The organism is Ruegeria sp. CDSA246 (assembly GCF_059611225.1).
In genome coordinates, this window is record NZ_JBXWPD010000001.1 from 290,164 (window position 1) to 316,728 (window position 26,565).

The window sequence follows — 26,565 nt, forward strand, 5'->3', positions numbered from 1 at the left end:
TACGATGCCTTTCAAAACGTCCAATTCGGAGCCCCTGATGAACTTGAATGGCAAGACTGTGGTGATCACCGGTGCAGCTAACGGTATCGGTAAAGGTCTGGCAATCCGGTTCGCGCGCGAAGGTGCAACGGTCGTATGCGCAGACATAGACACCGAAGCTGCGCGATCCTTGGCCACAGAAATCAACGGACACGCGGTTACATGCGATGTTTCAGACGAAGCCAGTATCAAAGCGTTGATTGATCACGTCGAAGATGAGATTGGCCCGATTGATCTGTTTTGTGCAAATGCCGGCATCCTGACTCTTGGTGGTCTGGACGTTCCGGATGAAGACTGGGACCGGATCTGGAAAATCAACGTCATGTCACATGTCTGGACCGCGCGGCATATGGCTCCGCGTATGATCGCGCGCGGCGGTGGCTACATCATGACAACGGCCTCGGCTGCGGGACTTTTGAACCAGCCTGGCGCTGCACCATACGGCGTTTCCAAACACGCCGCCGTGGGCTTTGCCGAATGGCTGTCGCTGACATACAGCCATAAAGGCCTGCGCGTTTCCGTTCTATGTCCGCAAGCGGTTCGGTCCGAAATGACACGCGGCTTTGAGGATTCGGTAGCGTCTATCGACGGTATGCTAGAGCCTGAAGACGTGGCCCAGGCCTGTGTCGAAGCCATTGAGTCGGAACAGTTTCTGGTGCTACCGCATTCGAAAGTGTTGGACTACATTCGGCACAAATCCAGTGATTACGACAGCTGGCTTAGGGGCATGAACAAGTTAAATCAACAGTTTACGGACGATGATTAAAGTTTCTTCTGGGCTTTGCGCATCAGGCCTTCCTGCGTGACCGACGCAACCAAAGTGCCGTCTTGTGCGTAGATCGACCCTCGGTTGAAGTTGCGCCCTCGCCCGCTCCATGGCGAATCCATCGAATACAGATGCCAGTTTTCGAAATGGATCGGCGCGTGGAACCACATGGCGTGATCCAGGCTGGCCCCATTGACCTGACCCGTAAACCAGCTGAGGCCATGCGGTCGCATACCTGATCCCATCAGATACATGTCAGACGCGTAAGTCAGCAGCAATTGCTGGGTGGCAGAATCCGCCCCTACAGCGCCGGGCATGCGGAACCAGACCTGATTTCGATCGTCCGATTTTTCAGGATGGAACGGATCAAGATGGCTGGCCTCGCGGACCTCGATCGGCCGTTCGCGTGTCAGCTCTCCACGCATGTGTTTGGGTACCAAATCCACGTATTTTTTGCGCAGTTCAGTGCGCGACGGATAACTTTCCGGGTCCTCCATCTGGGGCATCTCATGGTGATGATCCCAGCCTTCATCCTGAATGTGGAACGAGGCCGATACGTTCAAGATCTGTTTGCCATGTTGTATCGCGACCACGCGCCGTGTGGTAAATGAACCTCCATCTCGGGCTCTATCAACTTGATAAATAACAGGAATAGATGGATCACCCGGGCGAATAAAATACGCATGCAGCGAATGGCACAGCCGATCATCCACAGTACGATACGCCGCCGCCAGAGCCTGCGACACCACCTGCCCGCCAAAGATACGCGTCGGAGTCTCGCCGCCTGACCCGGTGCCTCGGAACAGGTCAACTTCGAGCCTCTCGAGGTTCAAAAGGTCAAGAAGGACACGTTCTGCTTCGGTCATTGGCGACTCTCCGGTTGGCTATGAAAAAGGCGTATCAGCGCCATCCGGGTCAATCAACCAACGCGCCCATTACCAGCGCCTTTAGCTCGGATCGGGACGGGTAAGAACTGGACGGCGACAATTGGGTGAAGAATACGGCCGACAGATCGTTGCTGCGGTCAATCCAGAAGAATGTCGAAGCCATACCGCCCCAACTAAAATCACCTAATGACCCAGGTGTTCGGGTTCTGCCAGGGTTGATGATGACAGACCCGGCCAGACCAAATCCCATGCCTTCCATCGGTTGCTCGGCAAAGCTTTGCGGGCCCATCGAGGCGATATCGCCCGGCAAGTGGTTTTGCAGCATGAAGTCGACTGTCTTTGGACCCAGCAAGCGGTGGCCGTTGCCCTGCCCCCGGTTTCGCATCATCTCGGTGAATTTGACGTAGTCGTCGATCGTGCTGACCAGACCGCCACCGCCCGAAAAGGTCGTCGCCTTTTCAAATGGGGATGCGCCTGCCTCGTCTGTCAATCGCAGGGTGTCGTCGCCGGTCTCAGCTGAATTCAGCGCCATCGCGTCCCCGGCCAGCGGCGTATAGAGAGACGCGAACCGATCCCCTGCCCCTTTGGGCACAGAAAATCCGGTCTCGGCCATCTCAAGGGGCTCAAAGATCTCTTGCGCGAAGAACTGATCCAAGGTTTTGCCGGACACAACCTCGACCAAGCGGCCCAACACATCAGTGGAAACTGAATATTCCCAACGGGTTCCGGGCTGGAACGCCAATGGCAGCTGTGCCAGTGCGCCGATCCTGTCCTTCAAAAGCCCTTGATTGGGGCTAAAAATCAGCTTCTGTGCATCCATCGCTGCCGGGAGAACACCGGGATTGAACGGATAACTGAATCCGCTTGTGTGGGTCAGTAGCTGATGCAGTGTCGGGGATGGTGCATCTTCGGTTTGATCCAGCCTCTCCGCCCCAGGAACAAGAGCCTGAACGGAAGCAAATTCAGGCAGAAATTCAGAAAGTTGCGCGTCGAGGTGGAACAACCCACGCTCGGCCAGCATCATCACCGCGACCGAGGTGATGGGTTTCGTCATAGAATAGATCCGCACAAGCGTATCGCGCTGAAACGGTAGGTCCTTTTCAACATTTCTAAGGCCACAGGCGTGAAAAAACCCCTCGGACCCGTGGTGGGTCAATAGTAATGAACTGCCCGCGTATTTGCGCTCATCGACATATCGCTGCATCCAGTCCCGTATGCGGTTCAGGCGGGCGGGATCAAGGGTGGTCTGGCTGCGCATGGGTTTCTCGAACCTCCTCGGCGGTTTCGTTGATCTTGACCGGTGACGCACTGAATTAATAGAGGAATTCCTGATTTCCTACATCGTGACCAACGGCCAGTGCGCGCCGGCCTTCCCGCCTGTACACTAGACGCGTTATAGATTCGTCTGGTGGTTCAGAGTTCATTTCACAGATCGTCGTATCGGAGTTTAGACAATGACGCAGACCATAGATTTCATTTTCGATTTTTGCAGCCCAAACGCATTTCTGGCCCATAAGGTTTTGCCCGAACTGGCGAAACGAAATGGCATGCAGGTAAGCTATGTGCCCGTGTTACTGCCGACGATATTCAAGGCGACGCATAATCAGAACCCGTTCGAGGCATTTTCGGAAAACCGCCAGAAAACAGCCTATCTGACCCATGATCTTCATCGCTTTGCCCGCAGACGCGGATTAAGTTTTCATATGAGCCCGCATTTCCCGGTGAACACCAAGTTTGCCATGCGTGGTGCTGTATTTGCCTCCGGTAAATCTTGGGAATCCAAATATATAGACGCGATATATGATGCGATCTGGGTACATGGCCAGAAAGTCGATGAACTGGGTGTGCTGATGGATATCATGCACGAAAACAAACTTCCCGCGCGCAAAATCCGCGAGGCCATGACGGGTGCCGAAATAAAACAGCGGCTCAAAGAACAATCCAAGGCCGCCGTAAAACGAGGCGTATTTGGAGTGCCCACAATGTTTGTGGGTACCGAGATGTTTTTTGGCAAGAACAGCCTTGGCAATCTGAGGCTAGAGCTTTCCAAGTCGCCGGACTGACGGCCGAACTACGAATTCAGGGCTTCAAGCCCGTGTTTTGCAAACACCGGAACATAAGCCCCAAATACCTGCGCGCGTTTGGGATCAGACGCGTTGCCGTCCAATGCGCGCTTGTACACACCCTGCAGAATTCCGGCCATTCGGAAGAAATTGAACGCTAGGTAGAACCCGAAATTTTCAATCCCAGGTAAGCCGCGACGTTGGCAATATCGCCCGATAAACTCTTGATCTGACAGTATTCCCAGGGCTTGACGGTCGACGCCTGCCAACCCGCGACCCTCGTTTCCGGGGGGCAGTTGCCACTGCATGATAACCGCTGCCAGATCTGCGTAAGGGTGCCCGATCGTCGACAGCTCCCAATCCAGAACGCCAATGCAGCGGCAACCGTTTTGTTCGAACATCAGATTGTCGATGCGGTAATCACCATGCACCAACGTTCGCTGCCCGTCATCCTCCGGAATGGCCCCCTCAAGCGCGGAGATAAGCGCGTCCATTTCGGGGATGGTCGTTGTCTCGGATGCGCGATACTGCTTGGTCCAACGGGCAATTTGGCGCTCAAAGTAGTTGCCCGGCGGGCCATAATCGGACAGGCCTACCGCGTCCACATCGACGTCATGCAGATCGGCCAGCACGCGGTTCATTTCGTCGAATACACCACTGCGAGTTGCGTTGTCGTCCTCATCCACCGTCGGCTCAAGGAATACACGTCCCTGCAAGCGTTCCATTACATAAAACGCCGAACCGATGACGTCGTCATCCTCGCAAAGCAGCATCATCTGAGGGACCGGAACCGCGCTGTCGGCCAGTGCGCTTTGAACGCGAAACTCGCGTTCCACAGCATGGGCTGATTTCAGCAAGACGCCTGGCGGTTTACGGCGCAGCACGTAAGTCTTGGACGGTGTGCGCAATTCGAAAGTTGGGTTGGATTGTCCAATGGCGAACTTCGTCGCTTTCAGCGGCCCCATGTAACCGTCCAAATTTGCGCTGAGATAGGTGTCTAGCGCCGTCAGGTCGAGTTGTGATTTATCCCGCATTTCCAATAACTATTCCCCCGGCCCTATAGTGCTTCGGCGAAGAGATTACCGGCGGTCACCACGTTTAGGCCCCCAGAAACTGGGATGACGGCTCCGGTCACATAGCTGCCGCCGCGCCCGCATAGGAACAACATACACCCGGCGATATCTTCGTCGCGACCCACACGGCCCAGCGGTACTGTCTTGCCAACCTTTTCGCGCGTGCCCTCGTCTGCCGTCGCAAAGGCTGTCATCCGTGATACAAATGGTCCCGGTGCAAGCGCGTTAACAGTGACGTGATAGGGCGACAATTCCTTGGCTAAAATCTTGGTCAGGTGCAGCACCGCGGCTTTGGATGCAGAATAGCTGTAAGCACCGTCGCCCATCGGTACCTCACCCATTACTGATCCAACGTTGACGACGCGCGCCGGATCGTCGGGTGTTCCGGACTTCATCAGCATCGGCAACAGGCGCTGCGTCAGTTCGAACAGACCAGCGACGTTGACGGAATTGACCTTTTCCCACGCGTGATGGGGAAACTGTCCCAGCGGTGAACCCCAAGAGATGCCCGCATTATTCATCAGGATATCAAGGGTATCCGTGCGATTCTTGACCTCATCGACCATGGCCACAACGCCGTCTTCCGTTCCAACATCTCCGCTGAAACCTTCGGCGCTTCCGGGCGCGTCCAGAGCATTCAGCTCGGCCGCGACGGTTTCACAGGCTTCCCCTTTGCGCGACGCGATCAGTACGCGTGCCCCTGCCCTTACAAGCGATTCCGCAGCCATCCGGCCAATGCCGGTGGCACCACCTGTCACCAGTGCGGTTTTTCCCTGCAGCGAAAATAGGGTTTCAGGGGTCATGGTCTGCTCCTCGGTTTTGAATTGGGGCACAGGTGGCGATTTTCGGCGAGATTTGCACCCTGCGGAATTCTTGACAACATTCACCGCTGCGCCAAAGGTCCTCTCAACCGAATAACAAGGACAAGATAGTCATTATGCAAGCGTTACTCAGCGTCGCGCCGGGCGGACCGGATACTTTGGAACTTACGACCCTGCCCGACCCGGTGCCAGGAAAGGGAGATTTGCTGGTCGGGGTCAAGGCTGCTGGCGTCAATTTCCCCGATACGTTGATGATCCAAGACCTGTATCAGATTAAGCCACCAAGACCATTTGCCCCCGGGGGGGAAATCGCAGGTGAGGTATTGGGCGTTGGAGAAGGCGTGAACGGGTTCGAAGTTGGGGACAGGGTTCTGGCGCTGACCGGATATGGCGGTTTTGCAACGCAATTGACGGTCAAGGCGGCTACAGCCGTGAAATTCCCCACATCGATGCCATTCGATGACGCGGCTTGTTTCATTTTCACCTACGGCACGTCCTACCACGCGCTGAAAGACCGTGCCGCATTGCAGCCTGGTGAAACCCTTTTGGTGCTGGGTGCCGCAGGTGGTGTCGGTAGCGCGGCCGTTGAACTGGGCAAGGCGATGGGCGCGCGTGTCATAGCGGCCGTATCTTCTCAGGAAAAGGCGGATTTTTGCCGTCAAATCGGCGCGGACGACACAATCGTATATTCCCGCCAGATGGATCGTAATGCGCAAAAGGCATTCTCCGGTGAAATCAAGGCTATAGCGGGCGCAAATGGCGTGGATGTCGTCTATGATGCCGTTGGTGGGGATTATGCCGAACCAGCGCTGCGCAGCATGGCGTGGAATGGCCGGTTCCTTGTTGTCGGGTTTCCGGCCGGTATTCCCAAAGTCCCACTCAATCTACCATTGTTGAAGGGCTGCCAGGTCGTTGGCGTGTTCTGGGGGGCTTCGGTCTATCGTGATCCCAAGAGCCATGCCGAAAATGTCAGCGAGTTGTTCGACTTATACGCCAATTCACAGATAAAGCCGCAAATCAGTCGGCGGTTTCCTTTAGCGGATGCAAGCGAGGCACTGAAATTATTGAACGACCGCACCGTTCTTGGAAAAGTTGTGGTAACGATGCCAGAATCCTGACTGGTTTTCGACGCTTGGTTCAAGATCAGATGGTGTTAGATGCGCGACACTCGCCTGATGAGTGCGCAGGCTGGTGGACATCCATACCTAATCACGTTTATCAACCAGTAATGGGACGGAGAATGAATGCATAAAGTTCTGATTTTGAACGGTCCGAACCTGAACTTGCTGGGCACACGACAACCCGAGGTTTATGGCCGTACAACGCTGAAAATGGTCGAAGAAACCTGTGTAAGCCACGGCGCGTCTATCGGGTTGGACGTATCACACCTGCAATCCAATCACGAAGGTGTGCTGATCGACGCGATCCACGCGGCCAAAGGCAATCAGGACGGGATCGTTCTGAACGCCGGCGCGTATACACACACCTCGGTCGCTTTGATGGATGCGATCGCTTCGGTAGACCTGCCGGTTGTTGAGGTTCACCTGTCGAACATACACGCACGTGAACCCTTCCGGCACAAATCCTATGTGGCGCCGGTTGCGCTGGGACAGATCTGCGGCTTTGGGCTGCAGAGCTATGTGATGGCGTTGGATGCGCTGTCGGCGCATTTGCAAAACGAGGGGTCCGTATGAAGCTGGGCGAATATCTGAATTTCCTCAGCTACGTCAAAACGCTGGAAGAGCTTTGGGACGCTCATTGCCGCCAGATGGCAATTTTCGGTTTCGACCGTCTGCTATACGGCTATACGCGCTACAGGACCGAAACGTCTTTGGGAGACCCCGAAGACTTCACCATCCTTACAAACCACGGCAAAGAGTACATTGATGGTTTCGTTCGCGATGGGCTGTACTTTCATGCACCCATGCTGAAATGGGCGCTGCACAATGAAGGCGCGGCCAGTTGGAGAATGATTCAGGATATGAATTCCGACGGCACGATGACCGCCCAGGAACGCCAAGTATACGAGTTCAATCGGTCAAAAGGCGTTGTGGCGGGATACACTATCAGTTTCACCTCGGTTTCGATGCGGTCGAAGGGTGCGATCTCTCTTTCGGCTGGTGGGGCCACTAGTCAGGATGAGGTCGATGCAATCTGGGCGGAACATGGCGATGACATTTTGTTGATGAACAATGTCGCGCATCTGAAGATACTTACCCTGCCCTACAACACCCCCAATCGCGCTCTGACGAAGCGTCAGCGCGAGGCGCTGGAATGGGTTGGCGATGGAAAGACGACGCAAGACATAGCGCTTTTGATGGGGCTGACGTCGGCTACTGTTGAGAAGCATTTGAGACTTGCCCGTGAGTCTCTTTCAGTCGAAACAACGGCGCAAGCCGTGCTCAAAGCATCCCTGCAAAATCAGATGTTCATCATGGAAGCATGATGCGTTCTTTTTGACGCTAAATTGCGTCAATTTACGTAGGGTAAGGAAAACATGACTTCCCAAATCTGAGCCCCAGTTGCAAAGTGATATTGTTCCGTGAGTGGTGGCTTTAGCCTGGGAACGTTTTGATCGGATCTTTGCAATACCAAAGCTCTCCGGTCGCTCTGACATAAAGGCGTCTATTTGTCCGCGTCTCTTAGTCGGAATTTTGGGGGGCCTCGACCATCCCCATCTGCGGGGCCCCTCAATCCTTCCGATAGTAGTGTATGATCTGTTGTTCCTAACGCCGGAAGGCGCAAAAAAACCGACTACAGGAAAGTAGCCGGTTTTATTCTGTTCAGTTTGAGGCCCCTTTCAGGGCCTCTGCCAGAATTAGCCCTGTACGGCTTTGGCAACTTCAGCTGCGAAGTCTTCTTTTTCCACCACGATGCCTTCGCCAACTTCCAGACGGACGAAACCAGTGATGGTTGCGCCTGCTTCTTTGGCAGCGGCTTCGACGGTCAGGTCAGGGTTCACAACGAACGACTGGTTCAACAAAGTTGATTCCGCCACGAATTTCTTCATGCGGCCAACGATCATTTTTTCGATCACCTGCTCCGGCTTGCCGGATTCGCGGGCGATGTCCATCTGAACCTGCTTTTCTTTTTCGACAACAGCCGGGTCCATGTCCGCTTCAGACAGGGCCGCCGGGTTCACGGCTGCGATGTGCATCGCAATCTGTTTGCCGATCACTTCGTCACCACCGGACAGAGCAACCAGTACACCGATTTTGCCCATGCCGTTGGTGGCTGCGTTGTGAACGTAGGACACAACAGTGTCGCCTGACAGTTTCGCCATGCGGCGAACTGACATGTTCTCACCAATGGTGGCGATCTTGTCGGTCAGGGTGTCAGCAACGTTCTTGCCGCCCAGATCAGCGGCCAACAGAGCTTCGACATTGTCGACGCCTTCTGCCGCGTAAGCGATCTTGCCAACCATTTCCTGGAATTCGGCGTTCTTTGCGACGAAGTCGGTTTCCGAGTTCACTTCGACAGCAACACCGTTGCCACCGTTGACGTGAACTGCAACCAGACCTTCTGCTGCCGTACGGCCGGATTTCTTGGCCGCTTTGGCCAGACCTTTGGTGCGCAGCCAATCAACGGCTTCGTCCATGTTGCCGCCGGTTTCGGTCAGCGCTTTTTTTGCGTCCATCATGCCTGCGCCGGTCGAGTCGCGCAGTTCTTTAACCATTGCTGCTGTGATTGCCATCTTTTGGCTCTCCTCAATTCAAACGGAATTGGGGCAGGTCTACCCTGCCCCATATGTCATTTACGTGACGGGCAGCTTACGCTTCAGCTTTGGCTTCCGGCGTGGCTTCTTCTGCAACGGGTGCTTCTTCAGCAACGACTTCTTCAACCGGTGCTTCTTCGAATGCGCCCAGGTCAACGCCTGCAGCACCCATCTGAGCGGTCATACCGTCCAGAGCGGCACGAGCAACCAGATCGCAATACAGAGAGATCGCGCGCGCTGCGTCGTCGTTGCCGGGGATGATGTAATCCACGCCATCGGGCGAGCAGTTGGTGTCGACAATTGCCACAACCGGGATACCCAGCTTGTTGGCTTCGGCGATGGCCAGTGCTTCTTTTTTGACGTCGATGACGAACAGCAGATCGGGAACGCCGCCCATTTCGCGGATACCGCCCAGCGACGCCTGCAGTTTGCCCTGGTCACGTTCCATGCCCAGACGCTCTTTCTTGGTCAGGCCTTCGGCGCCCGATTCCATGGCTTCGTCAATCTGGTTCAGACGATTGATCGACTGGGAAACGGTTTTCCAGTTGGTCAGCGTGCCGCCTAGCCAGCGGTGGTTCATGTAGTACTGAGCCGACTTTTCAGCGGCTTCTGCGATCGGCTGAGCTGCCTGACGCTTGGTACCAACGAACAGAACGCGGCCACCTTTTGCAACGGTGTCACGAACGGCCTGCAGAGCCTGGTCCAGCATTGGAACGGTCTGGGTCAGGTCCATGATGTGGATGCCATTGCGCGAGCCGTAGATGAACGGGCCCATGCGGGGATTCCAACGCTGTGTCTGGTGACCAAAGTGAACGCCAGCTTCCAACAGCTGACGCATGGTGAACTCGGGAAGAGCCATGTTATTTTCCTTTTCCGGTTTACGCCTGGGCGGGGGTGAAAGAAGCGGATGCTCCAACCGGCGGGCCAGATAAGGATGTCTCCCTCAAATAGCCCAAACCCCGCCTGCGGGTTTTAATGGCGCGCGTATACGGTAGGAATTCGCCCGGTGCAAGTGCCAAATGGCCTTATTTTTCAAGCCGCGCAATTGCATGCGCGTGGCGCACTGCCTCTTCGCAATGTGCGGCCAACGCCTTGCGGTTGGCAAAATCGCTGACTTTGGCTGGAACGTGGTAAATCAATTCCACCGTCCCCTGCCGACGCGCGCCCAAGGTCTTGAGAAGATGCGGGGCAAAATCCATATCGCCCCACCAGCCATAGAACCTGTCAGGCTGCCCTTTTGGCGCGTGAAAGACCACGGAAACAGGCTGAACATACATGAAGTCCCGCAATTCATCCGAGAAGAACGCGGCAAAAAGCGTTGTTTTAAAGGGCAAAACACGAAGGCCGTCGGTCGAGGTGCCCTCGGGAAAAAACAACAACTTATGCCCGACTTTCAAGCGCTCTTCAAAGATCTGGGTCTGTTCGCGGGCTTTCTTGCGATCTCGTTCGATAAACACCGTGCCCGTGGCGCGGGCTAGCCAGCCGATACCCGGCCATTTGGCCACTTCGGCCTTGGACACGAAGTACACCCGCTTACGGGCGTTCAGCGCAAAGATGTCGAGCCATGATGTGTGGTTTGCGACCACCGCGCCGCGTTCGCGCATCAATTCACCAGAACTGCGAAAGCTGATTCCAAGAAGCCGGAGCGCATTGCGGCAGACAAACTGCGCGATGAACGGGGTAATCGGACGTCGTAAACCGAACAGCGGGCGCTCGATCAGGCGAACGGTCAACAAAACGAGCAGCCCGCCAAAGACCAGCAGTGCCAGCGGAAGGCCGCGCAAGATTACCAATGCCCAGCCAAATACGCCCAATTCAATCGGGTCTGGCGCGTCGTCACTGTCCCAAAGCGGATCGTTCACTGGATCAGGCTCCGCTGTAAATACGCCGCTGGCGCTCGTTCATGCGCGCCGTGTCGAGGATCAGGCATACATCTGTTGTGTTGAAAGCGTGGTCGATAAACGCCCCCTCGCCCACAAAGCCACCCAACCGCAGGTACGCCTTGATTAGCGCGGGAACCTGTACCATCGCCCCACGGCGATCCAGCGCATCCGGCGCGACAAGGTCCATACTTTGAAACACCTCCGGCTGCGCCCTGACCCGCAGGTCCGGTGGGGCCAGATGATTGTGGTGCAACATCGACAAAGGCTGGGCCAATTCCTGTACATTGATGCCGTGGAAGCTGGCGACGCCGAACAGCACCTCAATCTCGCGCTCAGCCACATATCCCGCCAGACCATTCCAAAGATGGTACATCGCCGTTCCGCCCCGATAGTCCGGGTGAAGGCAGGAACGTCCAAGCTCTAACAGTTTGCGGCCGCTCTGTTTCAGTACCGTCAGATCGTATTCATCCTCGGAATAGAACTGTCCCAATTCGACGGCTCGTTCACCCGGTAACAGCCTGTAAACGCCCACAACTTCGCCAGTGGCGTCATCATAGGCCAGCATGTGATCAAAAAAAGGATCGAACTGATCCTGCTCTAACCCTGCCTCGTGGTCCACCATCTTGCCGCCGCCGCCTAATTCGCGGACGAACACATCATATCGCAGCCTCTGGGCTGCGCGCAGTTCGGCCTCGGATTCGGCAAGTTTAACGGTGAAAGAAGGGCCTGCATCCGGCATCAGTTATTCCGCTTTTGTTTGCGCGCTGATACCGCAGTTTTCGGTCAAATGGCAACCAGCACAGCGGTGGCCCATCGTTAACCATTCTTAAACCAGTTTCACGGATCAAAGACGGGCGTCAGGGCGATGCGGGTTCCGTCAATCACCACTTTTCCCTGTTCTTGGAAATTCACGGTGATCTTGCCCCCTATGTTGGACTGCACCTGTCCGACGCCCCAGTCGGGGAAATCGGGGTGGCGGACATACATGCCCGGTGCAAGTATGGCATTGAGGTCTGTCATGATCGGGCTCCGGTCCGGCGGCAGATACAACAGGAGAGGTACGCATGGGCGACACCAACGTCAATCTGGCCGAACTGATTGGGTCGCGAATTTGTCACGATCTGATCAGCCCTATTGGCGCAATAAACAACGGGCTGGAACTGCTTGAGATGGTCGGAACCATGCAGGGCCCCGAGATGGAGCTGATCTCGGGCAGCGTCGGAAGCGCCGGAGCAAAGATCAGGTTCTTTCGCGTCGCTTTTGGGTCGGCCAGCGATCAACCGTTGGGCCGGGCCGAAGTCACTGAGTTGTTGAAAGACGTTGAAAGCGTTGGTCGTGTGCGTGTCAACTGGCACGTGACCGATGCGATGCCACGCAATCAGGTCAAGCTCGCCTTTCTGGCCCTGATGTGTTGCGAAAGCGCGATGCCGATGGGGGGCGATGTCACTGTGGCAAACAACGGCGGCAGTTGGACAGTGGTCGGTGTCGCGGACAAGCTGAATATTGACGCCGATCTTTGGAAGAACCTGCCCAAAGGCCAATTTGCCAACAAGGTGACGCCAGCGCAGGTGCAATTCGCGCTACTTCCGCAAACGGCCGCGTCCATGGGGCGGCGGGTCGCGGCGGAAACCACCTCAACCCGCGTCGCTATCCGGTTTTAAGACCTGACGGTCCCGTTTCCGCGGACAAGGTATTTGAAGCTCGTCAGCTGAGCGGCCCCGACCGGGCCGCGCGCATGCATTTTGCCAGTTGCGATTCCGATCTCGGCCCCCATTCCAAACTCGCCACCATCGGCAAACTGGGTTGAGGCATTGTGCATCAGGATCGCACTGTCGAGCCGCTCAAAGAACCGGGCAGCGGCATCAGCATCCTCGGTCATGATGCAATCGGTGTGGTTCGAACCGAACTGGCGGATATGCGCGATTGCCTGATCAATATCAGCCACCGGCTTGGCTGCGATGATGCTGTCGAGGAATTCCTTGCCCCAGTCGTCGCCCGTGGCCGCTTTGGTGCCGTCGAGGGCCAACGCGCCTTCGGCATGGATTTCGACGCCCGCCGCAAGCAAGGCGGAAATGATATCCCGGCCGAGTGTTTCAGCCACATCCTGATGGATCAGCAAGCACTCGGCAGCACCACAAATCCCAGTGCGCCGGGTTTTGGCGTTCAGCACGACGTCCAGCGTTTTTTGGGGGTCTGCAGCCTTGTCGACATAGATGTGCACGATACCTTCCAAGTGCGCAAAGACGGGCACGCGTGCTTCGCGCTGAACTAACCCAACCAGACCTTTTCCGCCGCGCGGAACGATGACGTCCACACAATCGGTCATGGTCAGCAGCTCTTGCACTGCGGCGCGGTCTCGCGTGGGCACAAGTTGAATGGCGTCTTCTGGCAGGTTTGCAGCCTTTAGCCCTTGGACCAGACAGGCGTGAATGGCGGTTGAGGAATGGAAACTTTCCGAGCCGCCGCGCAGGATCACTGCATTGCCGGACTTCAGGCACAGTGCGCCTGCATCCGCCGTCACATTCGGACGGCTTTCGTAAATCACTCCGATAACGCCCAGAGGCGTGCGAACACGCTGGATGTTCAGGCCCGAGGCCATGTCCCATTCGGTCAGAACCTCGCCTACGGGGTCTGCCTGATCCGCGACCGTGCGCAGGCCATCAACCATGCCCTGAATGCGCGCATCATCCAGCATCAGCCGGTCCATCATCGCCGGGCTCAGGCCCTTTTCACGCCCAAACTCCAGGTCTTTCTTGTTGGCCTCAATGATATTTGCGCGGTTGGCCCAAACAGCGTCAGCTGCAGCAATTAGGGCAGCATGTTTACGCTCGGCGCTAGCAAAGGCCAAATCGGCCGAGGCCGCTTTGGCGCGTTTTCCAAGATCGGCCATCAGGGCGGGAATGTTGTCGAAATCCTTCATCTCAGGTGCCTTTCGGTCGGTCTTTGCGTTTTAACATCGCGCCGTTACAGCGCCAAATCATCTCGGTGGATCAGGACGGCGCGGCCCGGATAGCCCAACGTCTCTTCGATTTCCGAGGACTTTCGTCCCTTGATCGCATCTGCCTCTTGCGCAGTGTATCGGCTGAGCCCCTGTGCCAGCCGTCGTGCCTGCGGGTCCATAATCGCAACTGGGTCACCGCGCCCAAAGTCGCCTGTGACTTCAACAATTCCAGCGGGCAACAGGCTTTTACCATTGCCCAACGCCCTTGCCGCGCCTGCATCGACCACGATTTCACCACGCGGTTTCATGGCCGAGATCCAGCGCTTGCGCGCGGCATGCGGGTCCAGCGTCGCTGTAAACCAAGTGCAATTGGCGCCATCTTCAAGCGATTTCAGCGGGTTCAAAGTCGAACCTTCGGTGATCGCCATATCACAACCGGCAGCAGTTGCCATCTTGCCGGCCAGCAGCTTGGTCTTCATTCCGCCTTTGGACAGGCCGGAACCAGCATCGCCTGCCATTTCCTCGATCTCGGGCGTGATGGCCTCAATCACATCGAAACGCTTGGCGTTTCCGTCTTCACTCGGGTTCCCGGTGTAGAATCCGTCAACATCCGACAACAGGATCAATTGATCGGCCCCAACCGTCACGGCGATCTGCGCCGCCAACCGGTCATTGTCGCCGTAGCGGATCTCATCCGTAGCCACCGTATCGTTTTCGTTGACGATCGGAACCACGCCTAAACTCAGCAGCGTTTCCAGCGTCGCGCGAGAGTTCAGATACCGCCGCCGGTCCTCGCTGTCTTCCAGCGTCACCAAAACCTGCGCAGTTGTGATTGTGTGCGGCGTCAAAGCCTCTTCATAGGCCCGCGCCAGTCGAATTTGGCCAACAGCAGCGGCGGCTTGGGATTGTTCCAACGGCAAATCCGCCATGGGCAGGCCCAAAACTCCGCGCCCCAACGCAATCGATCCGGATGAGACCAAAATGACGTCAGTTCCCTGCCCTTTGAGCCAGGCCACGTCTTGGGCCAGCGAGTGCAACCAACCCGACCTCAGCAATCCGGTATCACGGTCCACCAGCAAGGCAGAGCCGATTTTGACCACCAATCGGCGTGCTGCGGTCAGGGTTGCCAAGACTTGGTCTCCTCAACGGGTTTTTGCCGCAGGCGGTTTTCGTCGATCTGGGCACGCAAGGCGCGCAACACTTCGGTCACGCCCAGATGCGCGACACCAGACATGGTCATCACAGGGCCACCAACAGCCTCTTCCAGCTCAGCCCTTTGCAGCGCCTGTTCCTCTTCGTCCAGCGCATCGACCTTGTTCAGAACTGTGATCCTGGGCTTTTCAGCCAGTTCACCGCCGTAAGCTTCGAGTTCATGAATGATGGTGCGGTAATCCTCGGCGACGGTTTCCGAGGTGCCATCGACCAGATGCAGCAGAACGGCACAACGTTCCACGTGACCAAGGAACCGGTCACCGATCCCGCGCCCCTCATGGGCGCCTTCGATCAGGCCGGGAATATCCGCGACGACAAATTCCACATTGTCGACACCGACAACACCAAGATTGGGATGCAGGGTCGTGAACGGATAGTCAGCAATCTTGGGCCGCGCGTTCGATGTGGCCGCCAGAAAGGTCGATTTACCGGCATTGGGCATGCCCAACAAACCGACATCCGCGATAAGTTTCAGCCGCAGCCAGATCGTGCGGTCGATCCCCGCCTGCCCCGGGTTAGCCCGGCGCGGAGCCTGATTGGTTGCCGATTTGAAATGCAGGTTACCAAAGCCGCCATTGCCGCCCTTGGCCAGCAGAACACGCTGCCCAACCTCTGTCAGGTCGCAGATGACGGTCTCTTCGTCCTCGTCAAGTATCTCGGTTCCAACCGGCACGCGCAGGATGATTTCGTCACCATCCTTGCCCGTGCGCTGCTGACCACGACCGGGTTGACCGTTCTTGGCAAAGAAATGCTGCTGATAGCGGAAGTCGATCAGGGTGTTCAGCCCATCCACAACTTCGGCCCAGACCGAACCGCCTTTACCGCCGTCACCGCCATCGGGACCGCCGTATTCAATGTACTTTTCACGCCGAAAACTGACGCACCCGCCACCGCCGGCCCCTGACCGGATGTAGACCTTTGCAAGATCGAGAAATTTCATGTGTGTCCCCTACTGCAAAGGCCCCATCGGCCACAAGTCAGAGTTTTTTACTATATGTCCAGGTGGGCACATTCGCATCGCGCGCCACCGAGTAACTTTCGGCGTCACCCAGATACTGGAACCCACAATGGGTCAGAACCCGGGCCGAGGCAGGATTGTCCTGAAACACGCTGGCAAACAAATTCGAATTTTCAAGCGGGTTAGCTTTCACCAACATCTCGACGGCCAGTGAGGCTACGCCTGTATTCCAGTAAACAGGTGCCACCCAATAGCCAACTTCGGACTGATTGCGATCCAGCCGTGTAAGCGAAATCAGACCAATCAGTTCCGGCCCACCATCTTTGGTGGCGTCCATCGCCCAGACGTCCTCATCCCGGTCTTCAGCCATCGAACGCGTCACAAACGCCTCGACCGACCCCGGTGGCAGCGGATGCGGGATCGACGTAGTCATACGTGCCACGCGCTCATCGCCTGCATAATGCTCGATGAGACCCATATCCGACCGGCGCAATGGGCGCAGATCGAACCGCTCGGTTTCGAGGACCGGCTGGTTTATTATTGTCTCGAGTTTCATGAGTGCGTTCCTCCTCCGAACAACACAAAAAATACGGACGCAACAGTGAGACTCGCTAACGTCCACATCAGATATTTTTCCACGGGCCGACCTTCAACCACGTGGGCAATTCTATCTCCGGCAAATGTCCAGATCGGGTGTAAAACCATCTGGCAAAGCAATAAACAGAGAGCGATCGTGAACGTCGCGTTAAAGCTGGGCGTGCCAACCGCAACGAACCCGGTAAATCCGGCTATGATCATGGCCCAAGCCTTCGGGTTAAGGGGATGAACGATCAGCCCCGCCCAAAAACCGGGCACGTCTCCCACAGTTTCACTGCGCGAAAGACGCAGATTGGCGATCTTCCAGGCCAACCAGCAGATATACGCCGCCGAGGCGTATTTCAGGACCGTAAAGACAATCGGTGCCTGATCTGCGAGTTGCAACAGACCAAAACCAACGGGCCAGATGATCAGCTGTTTGCCCAGGATCACACCGGCCACAAACGGCAGAGCCGCCCGAAACCCATAGCGTGCACCTGTACCCAGCAGGACCATATTGGCGGGACCGGGCGTTCCGACCTGAGAGGCTGCGAAGATTAGGAAACTGGTGGTTGCAACGGTCATTGCATCGCCTCCCAGCCCGCACGACGCAGCAGAACGTCCTGAATTATCACATCTTCGTTGGTCGACTGCACCGTCGCACGATGCTGGCCATTTGGTTTGAACCCAAGTTTGGAGAGAACCGCCTTGGACCGTTCGTTGCCGACATGATAACCCGAGGTCAGTTTCTGCTGATCAGCCGCAAAGAACCTCGAAATCATCGCGCGGGAGGCTTCGGTCACATAACCTTGCCCCCAGAACGCTTTGGCAACCCAATACCCCAGTTGTGATCCGGTCGAGATGCAGCCGATAAGGTTCTCTTCCCGAGTAATGGCAAAGGCATCATGCTCGGCAGCCATCTCGTCCACAAATTCGGTCGAATGCGCGTTCTCATAGGGGTGCGGTACAACCGTCAACCAGAGCACCACGTCCAGATCGTTCAGAAGAGTGACAAGACGCGACGAATCCTCACGCCGAAACCGACGTAATACAAGACGCTCTGTTTTTATCACTTCGGTCATGGGACCGCTCCTGAAAACGAGAAAGGGGACCGGCACTTTCTGCCGGTCCCCCATGAAATTTTCTTAAACCTTCTGGGTTTCGGCTTACTCTGCGGCCTCCGCCACTGGCAGGACCGAAATAAAGGTGCGGTTTTTCAGTCCCTTGTGGAACTTCACGGCGCCATCCACAGTTGCAAAGATGGTGTGATCTTTGCCCATGCCTACGCCTTCGCCCGGCCAGAACTTTGTGCCGCGCTGACGCACGATGATGTTGCCTGAAATGGCGGCCTGGCCACCATACAGTTTTACGCCAAGGCGGCGACCAGCTGAGTCGCGACCGTTACGGGAGGAACCGCCAGCTTTTTTATGTGCCATTCTGTCTCTCCTTAGCCTTTAGCCAGATCTTTGGCCTGCTCAACCCATTCGGGTTTCACTTTGACCGTTTCGATAGCAGCAATCTGCTCGTCCGACAAGGCGGCCAGAGCGGCAAAGCTCTCGATACCGGCCTCATTCAGCTTCTTGGCAGCGGCAGGGCCGACACCGTTCAGCTTGGTCAGATCGTCAGCAGCAGCAGCAGCGGCAGGTGCCTCTGCTTTGGCTTCAGCTTTCTTGGCAGGCTTTTTCGCCGCCGGAGCAGCTTCGCCTGCCGGAGCCGAACCGGTTGCAACTTTGATGCCCGACTTGTCAGCGCCCGACGACAGGATGTCGGTGATTTTGACCAGAGTCAGCTTCTGACGGTGGCCAACGGTACGCTTCGAGCTGTGCTTACGACGGCGCTTAACGAACTTGATGACCTTGTCACCTTTGATTTGTTCGATCACTTCGGCCTGAACGCCGGCACCATCGACGAACGGTGCACCAACAACCGGAGCGTCGCCGCCCAGCATCAGAACATCGTTGAATTGAACTGTTTCACCTGCGTCGGCAGCCAATTTTTCAACGCGGAGGATATCGCCCGCCTGAACTTTGTACTGCTTGCCGCCAGTCTTGAGGACCGCAAACATGCGTCTTTCCTTTGTCTAATCGCGTTCTATGGTCCCCGACCGGGCGTTTTTGGCTTTCGCCACCTCGAACAGCGCGCCCTTTTCGGGCTGTGTGACGACCCGTGGGACAAAGCCCTGGGGTCAATAATAACGACACCCGGCGCGGAAAACCGGCCGGGATGCGCGCTTATCCATAGATTGGTCGGCAAAGTCAACATCAAATGCGCGGTCAGAGATCTGATGCGGTAAGCGCCCGTGAGACGGCCTGACCCAGTTGAAAATAGATCTGGTCATACATCTTATCGAAACCGCCGAAAAAGGCTTCGTTTACGGCGCGTCCGGTCTCAGTTCTGGAAAAAGCAATATTCTCGCGCATCTGAGCCTCATCAAGCGGTTGATAGGCCACCAGAAGGAAGGAATACAACCAGATGCGGTTTTCTTCGGCAAGACTGTCCTTGTCCGACAAGAGCTGCGCCAGAATATCTTCCGAGCTGGTTCCGTTATCCGCGCTGAGACCGCGAAAAAAGTTGTAATCCGAACTAAGCGAGCTTTGTACGTTTTTTTCGATCAGGTCGTTGACTTCAATGTACTCGCCGATCAGGTCATAGAGCTGAGTGCCGCCTGCCCCGTTCAGATAGTTTTCGCGCGCCATGTCCTTGATGGTTTCATCTGCGAAAGCCTTTCTGGCCGAGTTTTCCAGTGTGATAACGGTTTGCCCGACATCACTTTCAAAGAACAGGATCGCGCGATCTATCTGGCTGGCTGTCAGGCTGGTCTCGAAGGTACCAGAGATCTGCTCCTGCATCCACTCCGGATCATAAATCTGGTCCACCTGATCATCGAAGAGCGGCCCGCCTTCACCACCCAGAAAAGTGTCGTTCAGGCCTTTCGCCTGAGCCAACCCTTCGTCACGCAGGATATCGACGACCTGTTCCATTTGAAGCGCCTGCATGAGGCGTTCAACCCGCTCGGACGCCGCCAGCGGCATGGCTGACAGCAACACAGCGAAACAAGCAGCGATCAGGCGCATCAGATATCCTGTGCCGGGTGAAGTTCCGCCATCCGCGCGGCCAGATCTTCAAACTTCATGGCCATGATTTCGTATTGGATGGCATTCAGCAGCTCATAGACTTCTTGCATCAAAGGCTGCTCCAAAGCCTCAGCATAGGCGACAACCTCAGAATCCGAGAAGTCCTGATAGGTATAGGCTGCCCCGGCAAGTGCGGACAGCTGCAAAGCCTGACGCATGCCGGTCTCATTGCGCTTCATCATCTGACGCAGCTCATCCGCGCCCAGTTGCAAGTCGATCACCCCCGAGGCGCTGGCAGCAAGCAAAAAGCGCACCTGAATTTCCTGCAGCGCACGCAATGCCGTCCCGCTGGAATCAATTGCATTGTTCATGCGTTTCAGATTTTCGACCCGTTTCGATCCATCCTTGATCAGGTCCGAGACGATTTTCTGCCCTTCAAGTTGCTTGGCATCGTCATCTTCAACCATGTGCGATGCATTCTCGGACTCGACCAGCCGTTGCCCAAGGTCGGATGCATAGAACTCGACCGCATGGGTTAGCGCCTCATCGCTCAGCGTTTGTTCCAGAATAGACACGGCTGTTTCGCGCATGTCCTCGGTATCAAAGACCTCTTCGGTCAGGCGTGTCCAGTCGGACCCAAACCCATCAGGATCGATCCCCAACATTTGCGGGGCTGAGGCCGAGGCCAGAGCGATGCTTTCAAGTGCAACGTCGAACCCGGTTGTTGTCAAAAAGGCTTCGATCCGATCCCGTCCGACAGCAAATGCTTGCTGCGACCCGGAAATCACGAACAGAACGGCGGCGAATAGCGGTAGGATAGTTTGGCGTAAAGGATATGTCATACCTATGAGCCTAGGGGAAATACCGCGTCAGGCAACGGAAAATCCCGCCTTTGTCATTTTCAGGAATTTTCTGCTTGCACCCCCGCGCGTTCCTCACTAAATCCCCCCCTCACAGACCCCCGCGGAGAGGTGCCGGAGTGGTCGAACGGGGCGGTCTCGAAAACCGTTGTGGGTGCAAGCCCACCCAGGGTTCGAATCCCTGTCTCTCCGCCACTACCTATCAAAAATAAAAGATATTCCCAGGCTTTCTGCTCCCACGAGGGACGCCGTTAAACCACTTTGCGCTGCCGCAACATGTCATACTATGACAACATTTTGGGTTTCGTTTGCACCAACTATGCCATTTCTTGGGTTCAAATCTTGGCGCGAGAGCATCGGTAGTCGCCATGGGGCACCGCAGACCTCGATGGCCGCAAAGGCAGCGCAGATTCCAAACATCCGCACATGCCGAATGGGTTCTTTCCTTATTATTTGATGGGATAGCCAACTCCGCGCGCCCACTCTTGAACCCTAACGCGCAAATCGACCGTGCCAGTAATGATGTCGTCGAACCCACTACGGAAGATCTTTGTTGTTATTTGTTCGAGCGAAAGCCCTGTGTCCGTCTCAAATGTATCCACCCATACGAACCTTCCGTCTACAATGTTGCGGTTGAGAACTCCGTCGAAGTCCCAGGCGACACTGGTGTTTGGATCACTTGCAATACTCGATCTAATCATACTGTCAGGTTAAGTAAGGACTTTTGGGAACACCAGCCGTAGTGAGCGACTGTACTCTTGTAAACCCGTACCAAGGGCTAAGTACCCTCCGCGCATTTTGTTGTTATCATTTTACACTGCTGGATGCTGCGATGGGGCCCTCCATCCGGACCGGCTCGTCTGCATTCAAATCACCTTGGCGTTGCAACCTGCTTAAGTTCCGCCGAACTCGACTTAACGCGTTACTGCTGTGCGAGGCTGTGTTTCAGCATTTCAATTCGTTCAGGGTCCAAAGCACCGAGACGAAGCCATTCATATGACAATGACACATAGAGCGCTCCCATGCGCTGGCTGAACCACAGAAAGAAATCTGCGTCGGGGAGGTCTCCGTCTGCCACAGCCCGTTGAAACAGCTCTAGTTCGATTTCTGTAATGCGTACAATTTCGGGTGTCTGCCAGCCAATCGCCTCAGTGCCGCCAGGCTGACTGAGGTCCAGTAATACAAGCCGCGCTATGCCAGGGCGTTGAACCAACAAATCGACCTGACGACCTTGAATGAAGTTCAGCGCTTGCATTGCGCCAAGTGATTCGTCCACGTTGTCGTAACACAGAAGAATTTGGCCTAAGCCTCGGCGCGTCACTGCTTCGAGTATCGCCTGCATACTCGAAAAATGGGCGTAAAGAGAAGGTGGTTTGATCCCCAACTCTTTGGCGATCAAGGCATGCTGCAGTCGCTGGGGGCCCACCTCGGCACACAGGCGTTCAACAACATCAAGTATATGATCTTTGGAGTTTTTCTTCTGAATCATAATCAACTTTTCGTCTGCTTCTTTTGAATATCCGATTTAAACGGGTCGCGCCTGTGGGCAGAGCGCTTCGCCACGGTACCTAATTTCGTTAGGATACGTAACCTAATTATGTTAGGCTAATAGAATTAGGGGATAGAGCCACGCGTAAGAAGCCGGGCCAACAGGGAGGGACAGATGTCAAATTCGGATATTCAGCTTGAGGTGTCGCGCCTCGAAAAACTCACCGAAGATTACACCCGCGAACCGGTTCCGGCGGACGTGAATACACGCGGCATCCAGATCGCAGTTATCCAATGTGCAATCGGGATCACGCTTCCGGTGCTGGCCTACAGCTCTTGGCTGGCTCAAGATAATGGACTGGGCAGCGCCAACTTTGCCTTCTGGGTTGGCAGCTGGATTGTCGCGATCATTTCGATCTTTTCGGGAATCGTCGGTGCACGTTCGCGCCTGTCGACCTACATGATCCTGCAATTCTCGTTTGGTCAGACCGGCGCAAAGCTGGTGAACCTGTTGATGGCTCTGATCCTGTTGGGCTGGTACGCGGTGACCTGCGAAGAGTTCGGCGTGGCGATTTCGCAAGCCCTCAAGACAATGCTCAACATCGACTTCAACGTAAAAATCGCGACCTTTATTGGTTCGGTTTTGATGACGATCACAACGATCTTCGGCTTTCAGATGATCGAGAAATTCTCGCGTTTCTCGGTACCGTTGCTTGCGGCGTTCATGATCTACGTCGCGTTCCAAGCCACCGGCGATGCCGACAGCGCGCTGGACTGGACCCGCACGGCAACAACCGAGAGTGAGATTTCGTTGATCTCGACCGTGATCGGCCTGTTTGTGATTGCAGCTGTGCTGATGCCAGATTTCACGCGCTACTGCCCTAACGACAGGGAAAGTCTGATTGCATCAGCTGTGGGACTTGGTTTCACTTTCCCGATGGTTGCCCTGATGGCAGCTATCCCTGCAGTTCGCACTGGTGAATCAGACCTGATCCTGATTATGGCTGGAATGGGTGTGGTCTTTGCTGCCCTGTTCGTTCTGGTTTTCGCCACTTGGTCGACAAACATCACCAACCTCTATTCCTCGACCCTCACCCTTTCGACATTCGCAACCAAGACCCCAAGCTGGAAGATCACTGTCTTCGGCGCGATCATCGCAACCTTTGCCGCCGTGGGCGGGTTCGCCAGTTATTTCTCGGACTTCCTGCTGTTTATCGGGGTTTGTGTGACACCGCTGGTCGGCGTCTATGCCGTCGACTTCTTCCTGGCGAATGACCGGGACTATGACCTGAACAAACTGGAAAGCACTCCGGCTATCGGTTGGCCAGCATTGATCGCGTGGGCCGCAGGCTCGGTACTCGGCTACGTCACGCAAAATGGTTATCTGACGCTGACCGGCCTGTCCGCCATCGATGCGTTGGTCGCCACAGCAGTGCTGTACTTCGTATTGGCGAAGGCTCTGCGCAAAACAGGTTAACCCTCCCCGACTGCCCGTGCGCGGCTGCTGCGCCTCGCGCGGGCCTTTTCAAGGAGCAATGACAATGCCCACGTCCCTTTCAGGGCTGATGCCCTACGCCGTCTGGCGGCACTTCGAAGGCCTCAGCCAGATCCCGCGCGGATCAGGCAAGGAAGAGCGGGCAGTCGCTTTTGTCCGCGGATTTGGTCTGGCGTTGGATCTGGATACCCGTGTCGATGCCACTGGCAACGTCATCATCCGCAAACCCGCGACGCGTGGGATGGAAGATCGCCCAGCGGTCGCCCTCCAATGCCATCTGGACATGGTGCAGGAGCAGGAAGAAGGGCGTGGTTTCGACTTTGACCGCGATCCCATTGAACTGGTGGTGGACGGCGACTGGCTGACCGCTCGGGGTACGACATTAGGGGCGGACAACGGTATCGGCGTCGCCCTGACAATGGCCGTTCTGACCTCGTCCCAGATGGCGCATCCGGCGATTGAGGCTTTGTTCACCGTCGACGAAGAGGTCGGCATGAGCGGAGCCGAGGCGGTGACGGCCGACCAGTTGACTGCGCCCTATCTGATCAATCTGGATATGGAGAGCGATCACGAGTTGACCATTGGGTGCGCCGGTGCCGTCGATATCCTGGCCGAGGGCCGATATGATCAGCAGCCGCTGAATGGTGACGCGCATCTCTATGAGATTCAGGTGCGGGGTGGCCTCGGCGGACATTCCGGCCTCGACATCCATCTGGGTCGCATGAACGCCATCAAGGTTCTGGCAGAGGCACTGGTTCGACTTAACGCAGCCGTGCCCTTGACGGTCACGTGGTTCGGCGGCGAAGGCGTGGCCAACGTCATCCCGCGCCGTGCCAAGGCCCATTTTGCGGTTACCCCAGGCAGTGAGACTGCGTTGCAGGAGGCTATTCACGGCTTGCCGGATCTTGTGGCACCGTTCGTGCCTCGCGAACCCGATGCCCGCATTCGGTGCAACCGGGTACATGAGACTGCCGAGCGCGGCTTTACCCCTGCGTTCCAGGCCGAGTTTCTGGCTGCAATTGGCCGGGTGAACAGCGGCGTCCATTCGATGAGCGACGACGTGCCCGATCTGGTCGAGACCTCCAACAACCTGTCTATCGCCGTCGCGGAAAAAGGCCGGTTTCAGGTCACCTGCCTCGCCCGTAGCTGCGTCGAAGCCCACAAACCAAAGGTCATTGAACAGGTGAAAGACAGCGTCGGTGGAACCGGGGCGCAAATCTGGACGGCCAATGACGCGCCGGGATGGGAACCCCAGGCCGATAGCGCGCTGTTGCATTTCATGTCGGACGCCTACCACTCCCAGCAAGGCGAGAAGCCCGGAGTGATCGCAATTCATGCCGGGTTGGAAACCGGCATTCTGTCTCAGACCTTCCCGGCCACCGAAATGATCTCGTACGGGCCAAACATTCAGGGCGCTCATTCCACCGATGAACGAGTGCAGATCAACTCGGTCCAGAAAGTCTGGGCAGTTCTGCAAAAAACGCTCGCCACACTCCCTTCAGCATAAGGAACTCTAACCATGACTCCGAACCTGCCCAAGCAATATCTGGTCGTTGCGCGCCGTATCATTCAGGAGATGTTTGCTGCAAAGCCCGGAGAGACCGTGGCCCTGACCGAGGACGACGGCACCGACCCGCTGATCACGCAAGCCTTTTATCAGGCGGCGGCCGAGGTGGATGCCAAGCCGCTGATCATGAAGTTCCGGCGGGCGAACAACAACGGCGAGGCAGGAATGCCGGACTGGCCCGCCGGAGCCATGGAAGCCGCCCTTAGTCACGCCGACATCTGGATCGAAAACAACGAGGCGTTCACGCTCTACTCTTCAATGTGGGAACGCGTGATGGAGGCCAACGACAACCTGCGTTACAATGTGCTGGCGGGCAGTTCCATCGACAGTCTTGAGCGGGTGTTCTGCCACTATGACATCACCCGCATGGGCCAAGTGATCGACAAGATCGTAGCGCTTGCGGCCAAGGCCAAGACCGTGTGCGTCACCAGCGAAAGCGGCACGGACGTGTCCTTTGAAATGGACCCCAACAACGTGATCGATGCTGATAGCGGAGATTTCTCGCAGAAGAAATTCGGCACTGCACCTGGGTATGTGAACCTCGTTCCCAAAACCGGCACGATGGAAGGCCGTATCGTGTTTGACATGATTATGCATGCTGACCTGTCGAAAGGCGGCAAAGTTGAGTTCACCATGCAAGACGGCAACATCCTCGATTACGGCGGCCAACACGGGAACCTGTTGCGCGATTATGTCGAAGGCTTCGACGAAGAAAACATGCGCAGGATCAGCCATATGATGATCGGGCTCTGCACTGGCGTGCGCGAGCTGAGTTGGGAAATCGTCGAGGACGAACGCATCTGGGGTGGTGTCGACTTCGGCTTCGGCCACACCTCTCCGATGGACATGCCCCCGCATGGCCAACCCGCCAGTTCTCATTTTGACGGTATTTCAACCAAGGCAACCGTTTGGCTGGACGATCTGAAAATTATGGAAAATGGGGTGATCGTGCACCCGGACATCAAGGAAGATGCCGAACAATTGCTGCATGACTACGACCGAAAAACCGCGAGCGCGTAACGGTCGTCGCCCCCATCCTCGTCAGCAAGACTGGCGAGGATGGCATACTTACTGTTTTAGCGGATTTGCTTTAGGGTCAAAAATATCTTCCTTCGGTGCCACCCCAAAACGCGGGTTTGGACACCGA

Annotated in this window: 29 protein-coding genes and 1 tRNA gene; 10 read left to right on the forward strand and 20 right to left on the reverse strand. The window is 56.1% G+C overall.

Going from position 1 to position 26,565, the window contains the following annotated elements:
* Positions 1-37: 37 nt before the first annotated feature.
* Entirely contained in the window at positions 38-805 is a 768-nt protein-coding gene (locus AC2FI9_RS01425; RefSeq protein ID WP_496764873.1) for an SDR family oxidoreductase, read from the forward strand.
* On the opposite strand, the gene AC2FI9_RS01430 is transcribed toward AC2FI9_RS01425, so the two are convergent.
* Positions 802-1,671, reverse strand: a complete 870-nt coding sequence (locus AC2FI9_RS01430; RefSeq protein WP_496764877.1) for an acyl-CoA thioesterase — start codon at positions 1,669-1,671, stop codon at positions 802-804. The two genes, AC2FI9_RS01425 and AC2FI9_RS01430, sit on opposite strands and share 4 nt — an antisense overlap.
* A 49-nt stretch (positions 1,672-1,720) precedes the next feature.
* A complete protein-coding gene (locus AC2FI9_RS01435; RefSeq protein WP_496764880.1) occupies positions 1,721-2,950 on the reverse strand; it encodes a serine hydrolase domain-containing protein in 1,230 nt (409 codons plus the stop codon).
* Between the two features lie 196 nt (positions 2,951-3,146).
* Here AC2FI9_RS01435 and AC2FI9_RS01440 point away from each other — a divergent pair, with 196 nt between their 5' ends.
* Positions 3,147-3,755, forward strand: a complete 609-nt coding sequence (locus tag AC2FI9_RS01440; protein WP_496764883.1) for a 2-hydroxychromene-2-carboxylate isomerase — start codon at positions 3,147-3,149, stop codon at positions 3,753-3,755.
* 8 nt (positions 3,756-3,763) lie between these two features.
* Here the strand turns inward: AC2FI9_RS01440 and AC2FI9_RS01445 are convergent, their stop codons facing one another.
* Positions 3,764-4,789, reverse strand: a complete 1,026-nt coding sequence (locus AC2FI9_RS01445) for a phosphotransferase family protein (RefSeq protein WP_496764885.1) — start codon at positions 4,787-4,789, stop codon at positions 3,764-3,766.
* Between the two features lie 23 nt (positions 4,790-4,812).
* On the reverse strand, positions 4,813-5,631 hold the full coding sequence (locus AC2FI9_RS01450) for an SDR family oxidoreductase (RefSeq protein WP_496764888.1): 819 nt from the start codon (positions 5,629-5,631) through the stop codon (positions 4,813-4,815).
* A 134-nt stretch (positions 5,632-5,765) separates the two neighbouring features.
* Here AC2FI9_RS01450 and AC2FI9_RS01455 point away from each other — a divergent pair, with 134 nt between their 5' ends.
* The 3 genes from AC2FI9_RS01455 (at position 5,766) to AC2FI9_RS01465 (ending at position 8,095) form a co-directional block, all read left to right on the forward strand.
* Positions 5,766-6,767: an NADPH:quinone oxidoreductase family protein gene (locus AC2FI9_RS01455; RefSeq protein ID WP_496764890.1), complete on the forward strand. Its 1,002-nt coding sequence runs from the start codon at positions 5,766-5,768 to the stop codon at positions 6,765-6,767.
* 126 nt (positions 6,768-6,893) lie between these two features.
* Positions 6,894-7,343, forward strand: a complete 450-nt coding sequence (aroQ, locus tag AC2FI9_RS01460) for a type II 3-dehydroquinate dehydratase (protein WP_282168319.1) — start codon at positions 6,894-6,896, stop codon at positions 7,341-7,343.
* The gene (locus AC2FI9_RS01465; protein ID WP_058271634.1) at positions 7,340-8,095 is read left to right on the forward strand and encodes a helix-turn-helix transcriptional regulator; all 756 of its coding nucleotides are present in this window, start codon (positions 7,340-7,342) and stop codon (positions 8,093-8,095) included. Before aroQ ends, AC2FI9_RS01465 begins: the two co-directional genes overlap by 4 nt.
* A 372-nt stretch (positions 8,096-8,467) precedes the next feature.
* Here the strand turns inward: AC2FI9_RS01465 and tsf are convergent, their stop codons facing one another.
* The 5 genes from tsf to AC2FI9_RS01490 all read right to left on the reverse strand — a co-directional run bounded on the left by tsf (position 8,468) and on the right by AC2FI9_RS01490 (position 12,267).
* The gene (gene tsf / locus AC2FI9_RS01470; RefSeq protein WP_108858613.1) at positions 8,468-9,343 is read right to left on the reverse strand and encodes a translation elongation factor Ts; all 876 of its coding nucleotides are present in this window, start codon (positions 9,341-9,343) and stop codon (positions 8,468-8,470) included.
* Between the two features lie 76 nt (positions 9,344-9,419).
* Positions 9,420-10,223 (reverse strand): 30S ribosomal protein S2, encoded by an 804-nt coding sequence (rpsB, locus tag AC2FI9_RS01475; RefSeq protein ID WP_058271914.1) that lies wholly within the window; start codon positions 10,221-10,223, stop codon positions 9,420-9,422.
* A 166-nt stretch (positions 10,224-10,389) separates the two neighbouring features.
* Positions 10,390-11,226 carry a lyso-ornithine lipid O-acyltransferase gene (olsA, locus tag AC2FI9_RS01480; RefSeq protein WP_496764894.1) on the reverse strand — a complete coding sequence of 279 codons (837 nt, stop codon included), beginning with the start codon at positions 11,224-11,226 and terminating at the stop codon, positions 10,390-10,392.
* A gap of 4 nt (positions 11,227-11,230) precedes the next feature.
* Entirely contained in the window at positions 11,231-11,986 is a 756-nt protein-coding gene (gene olsB / locus AC2FI9_RS01485) for an L-ornithine N(alpha)-acyltransferase (protein ID WP_496764896.1), read from the reverse strand.
* A 98-nt stretch (positions 11,987-12,084) separates the two neighbouring features.
* A complete protein-coding gene (locus AC2FI9_RS01490) occupies positions 12,085-12,267 on the reverse strand; it encodes a DUF3553 domain-containing protein (RefSeq protein WP_058271637.1) in 183 nt (60 codons plus the stop codon).
* A 44-nt stretch (positions 12,268-12,311) separates the two neighbouring features.
* On the opposite strand from AC2FI9_RS01490, the gene AC2FI9_RS01495 reads away from it, so the two are divergent.
* On the forward strand, positions 12,312-12,908 hold the full coding sequence (locus AC2FI9_RS01495) for a histidine phosphotransferase family protein (protein ID WP_496722860.1): 597 nt from the start codon (positions 12,312-12,314) through the stop codon (positions 12,906-12,908).
* Here AC2FI9_RS01495 and AC2FI9_RS01500 read toward each other — a convergent pair.
* From AC2FI9_RS01500 to AC2FI9_RS01545, 10 genes are all read right to left on the reverse strand, one after another.
* A complete protein-coding gene (locus tag AC2FI9_RS01500) occupies positions 12,905-14,167 on the reverse strand; it encodes a glutamate-5-semialdehyde dehydrogenase (RefSeq protein WP_496764900.1) in 1,263 nt (420 codons plus the stop codon). The two genes, AC2FI9_RS01495 and AC2FI9_RS01500, sit on opposite strands and share 4 nt — an antisense overlap.
* A gap of 44 nt (positions 14,168-14,211) precedes the next feature.
* Positions 14,212-15,318 carry a glutamate 5-kinase gene (proB, locus tag AC2FI9_RS01505; RefSeq protein WP_496764902.1) on the reverse strand — a complete coding sequence of 369 codons (1,107 nt, stop codon included), beginning with the start codon at positions 15,316-15,318 and terminating at the stop codon, positions 14,212-14,214.
* Complete coding sequence (gene obgE, locus AC2FI9_RS01510; protein ID WP_108858609.1) at positions 15,306-16,340, reverse strand: GTPase ObgE; 1,035 nt, start codon at positions 16,338-16,340, stop codon at positions 15,306-15,308. The genes proB and obgE overlap by 13 nt, the downstream gene beginning before the upstream one ends.
* 37 nt (positions 16,341-16,377) lie before the next feature.
* Complete coding sequence (locus tag AC2FI9_RS01515) at positions 16,378-16,914, reverse strand: GNAT family N-acetyltransferase (RefSeq protein ID WP_058277925.1); 537 nt, start codon at positions 16,912-16,914, stop codon at positions 16,378-16,380.
* On the reverse strand, positions 16,911-17,519 hold the full coding sequence (locus tag AC2FI9_RS01520; RefSeq protein WP_496722849.1) for a LysE family translocator: 609 nt from the start codon (positions 17,517-17,519) through the stop codon (positions 16,911-16,913). Before AC2FI9_RS01520 ends, AC2FI9_RS01515 begins: the two co-directional genes overlap by 4 nt.
* Positions 17,516-18,016: a GNAT family N-acetyltransferase gene (locus tag AC2FI9_RS01525; protein ID WP_496764904.1), complete on the reverse strand. Its 501-nt coding sequence runs from the start codon at positions 18,014-18,016 to the stop codon at positions 17,516-17,518. The genes AC2FI9_RS01520 and AC2FI9_RS01525 overlap by 4 nt, the downstream gene beginning before the upstream one ends.
* Positions 18,017-18,100: 84 nt before the next feature.
* A complete protein-coding gene (gene rpmA, locus AC2FI9_RS01530) occupies positions 18,101-18,370 on the reverse strand; it encodes a 50S ribosomal protein L27 (protein WP_058271644.1) in 270 nt (89 codons plus the stop codon).
* Between the two features lie 11 nt (positions 18,371-18,381).
* Positions 18,382-18,999: a 50S ribosomal protein L21 gene (locus AC2FI9_RS01535; protein ID WP_496739987.1), complete on the reverse strand. Its 618-nt coding sequence runs from the start codon at positions 18,997-18,999 to the stop codon at positions 18,382-18,384.
* 208 nt (positions 19,000-19,207) lie between these two features.
* The gene (locus tag AC2FI9_RS01540; RefSeq protein ID WP_496764907.1) at positions 19,208-20,008 is read right to left on the reverse strand and encodes a DUF2059 domain-containing protein; all 801 of its coding nucleotides are present in this window, start codon (positions 20,006-20,008) and stop codon (positions 19,208-19,210) included.
* A complete protein-coding gene (locus AC2FI9_RS01545; RefSeq protein ID WP_496764909.1) occupies positions 20,008-20,850 on the reverse strand; it encodes a DUF2059 domain-containing protein in 843 nt (280 codons plus the stop codon). The genes AC2FI9_RS01540 and AC2FI9_RS01545 overlap by 1 nt, the downstream gene beginning before the upstream one ends.
* A gap of 123 nt (positions 20,851-20,973) precedes the next feature.
* On the opposite strand from AC2FI9_RS01545, the gene AC2FI9_RS01550 reads away from it, so the two are divergent.
* A tRNA-Ser gene (locus AC2FI9_RS01550) sits at positions 20,974-21,063 on the forward strand.
* A gap of 727 nt (positions 21,064-21,790) precedes the next feature.
* Here AC2FI9_RS01550 and AC2FI9_RS01555 read toward each other — a convergent pair.
* Complete coding sequence (locus AC2FI9_RS01555; RefSeq protein ID WP_496764914.1) at positions 21,791-22,357, reverse strand: TetR/AcrR family transcriptional regulator; 567 nt, start codon at positions 22,355-22,357, stop codon at positions 21,791-21,793.
* A 174-nt stretch (positions 22,358-22,531) separates the two neighbouring features.
* Between AC2FI9_RS01555 and AC2FI9_RS01560 the strand changes: the two genes are divergently transcribed.
* The 3 genes from AC2FI9_RS01560 to AC2FI9_RS01570 all read left to right on the forward strand — a co-directional run bounded on the left by AC2FI9_RS01560 (position 22,532) and on the right by AC2FI9_RS01570 (position 26,438).
* Entirely contained in the window at positions 22,532-23,833 is a 1,302-nt protein-coding gene (locus AC2FI9_RS01560; protein ID WP_496764919.1) for a purine-cytosine permease family protein, read from the forward strand.
* A 64-nt stretch (positions 23,834-23,897) separates the two neighbouring features.
* The gene (gene pepD / locus AC2FI9_RS01565; protein ID WP_496764922.1) at positions 23,898-25,358 is read left to right on the forward strand and encodes a beta-Ala-His dipeptidase; all 1,461 of its coding nucleotides are present in this window, start codon (positions 23,898-23,900) and stop codon (positions 25,356-25,358) included.
* A gap of 12 nt (positions 25,359-25,370) precedes the next feature.
* Complete coding sequence (locus tag AC2FI9_RS01570; protein ID WP_496764927.1) at positions 25,371-26,438, forward strand: 2,5-dihydroxypyridine 5,6-dioxygenase NicX family protein; 1,068 nt, start codon at positions 25,371-25,373, stop codon at positions 26,436-26,438.
* Positions 26,439-26,565: the final 127 nt, after the last annotated feature.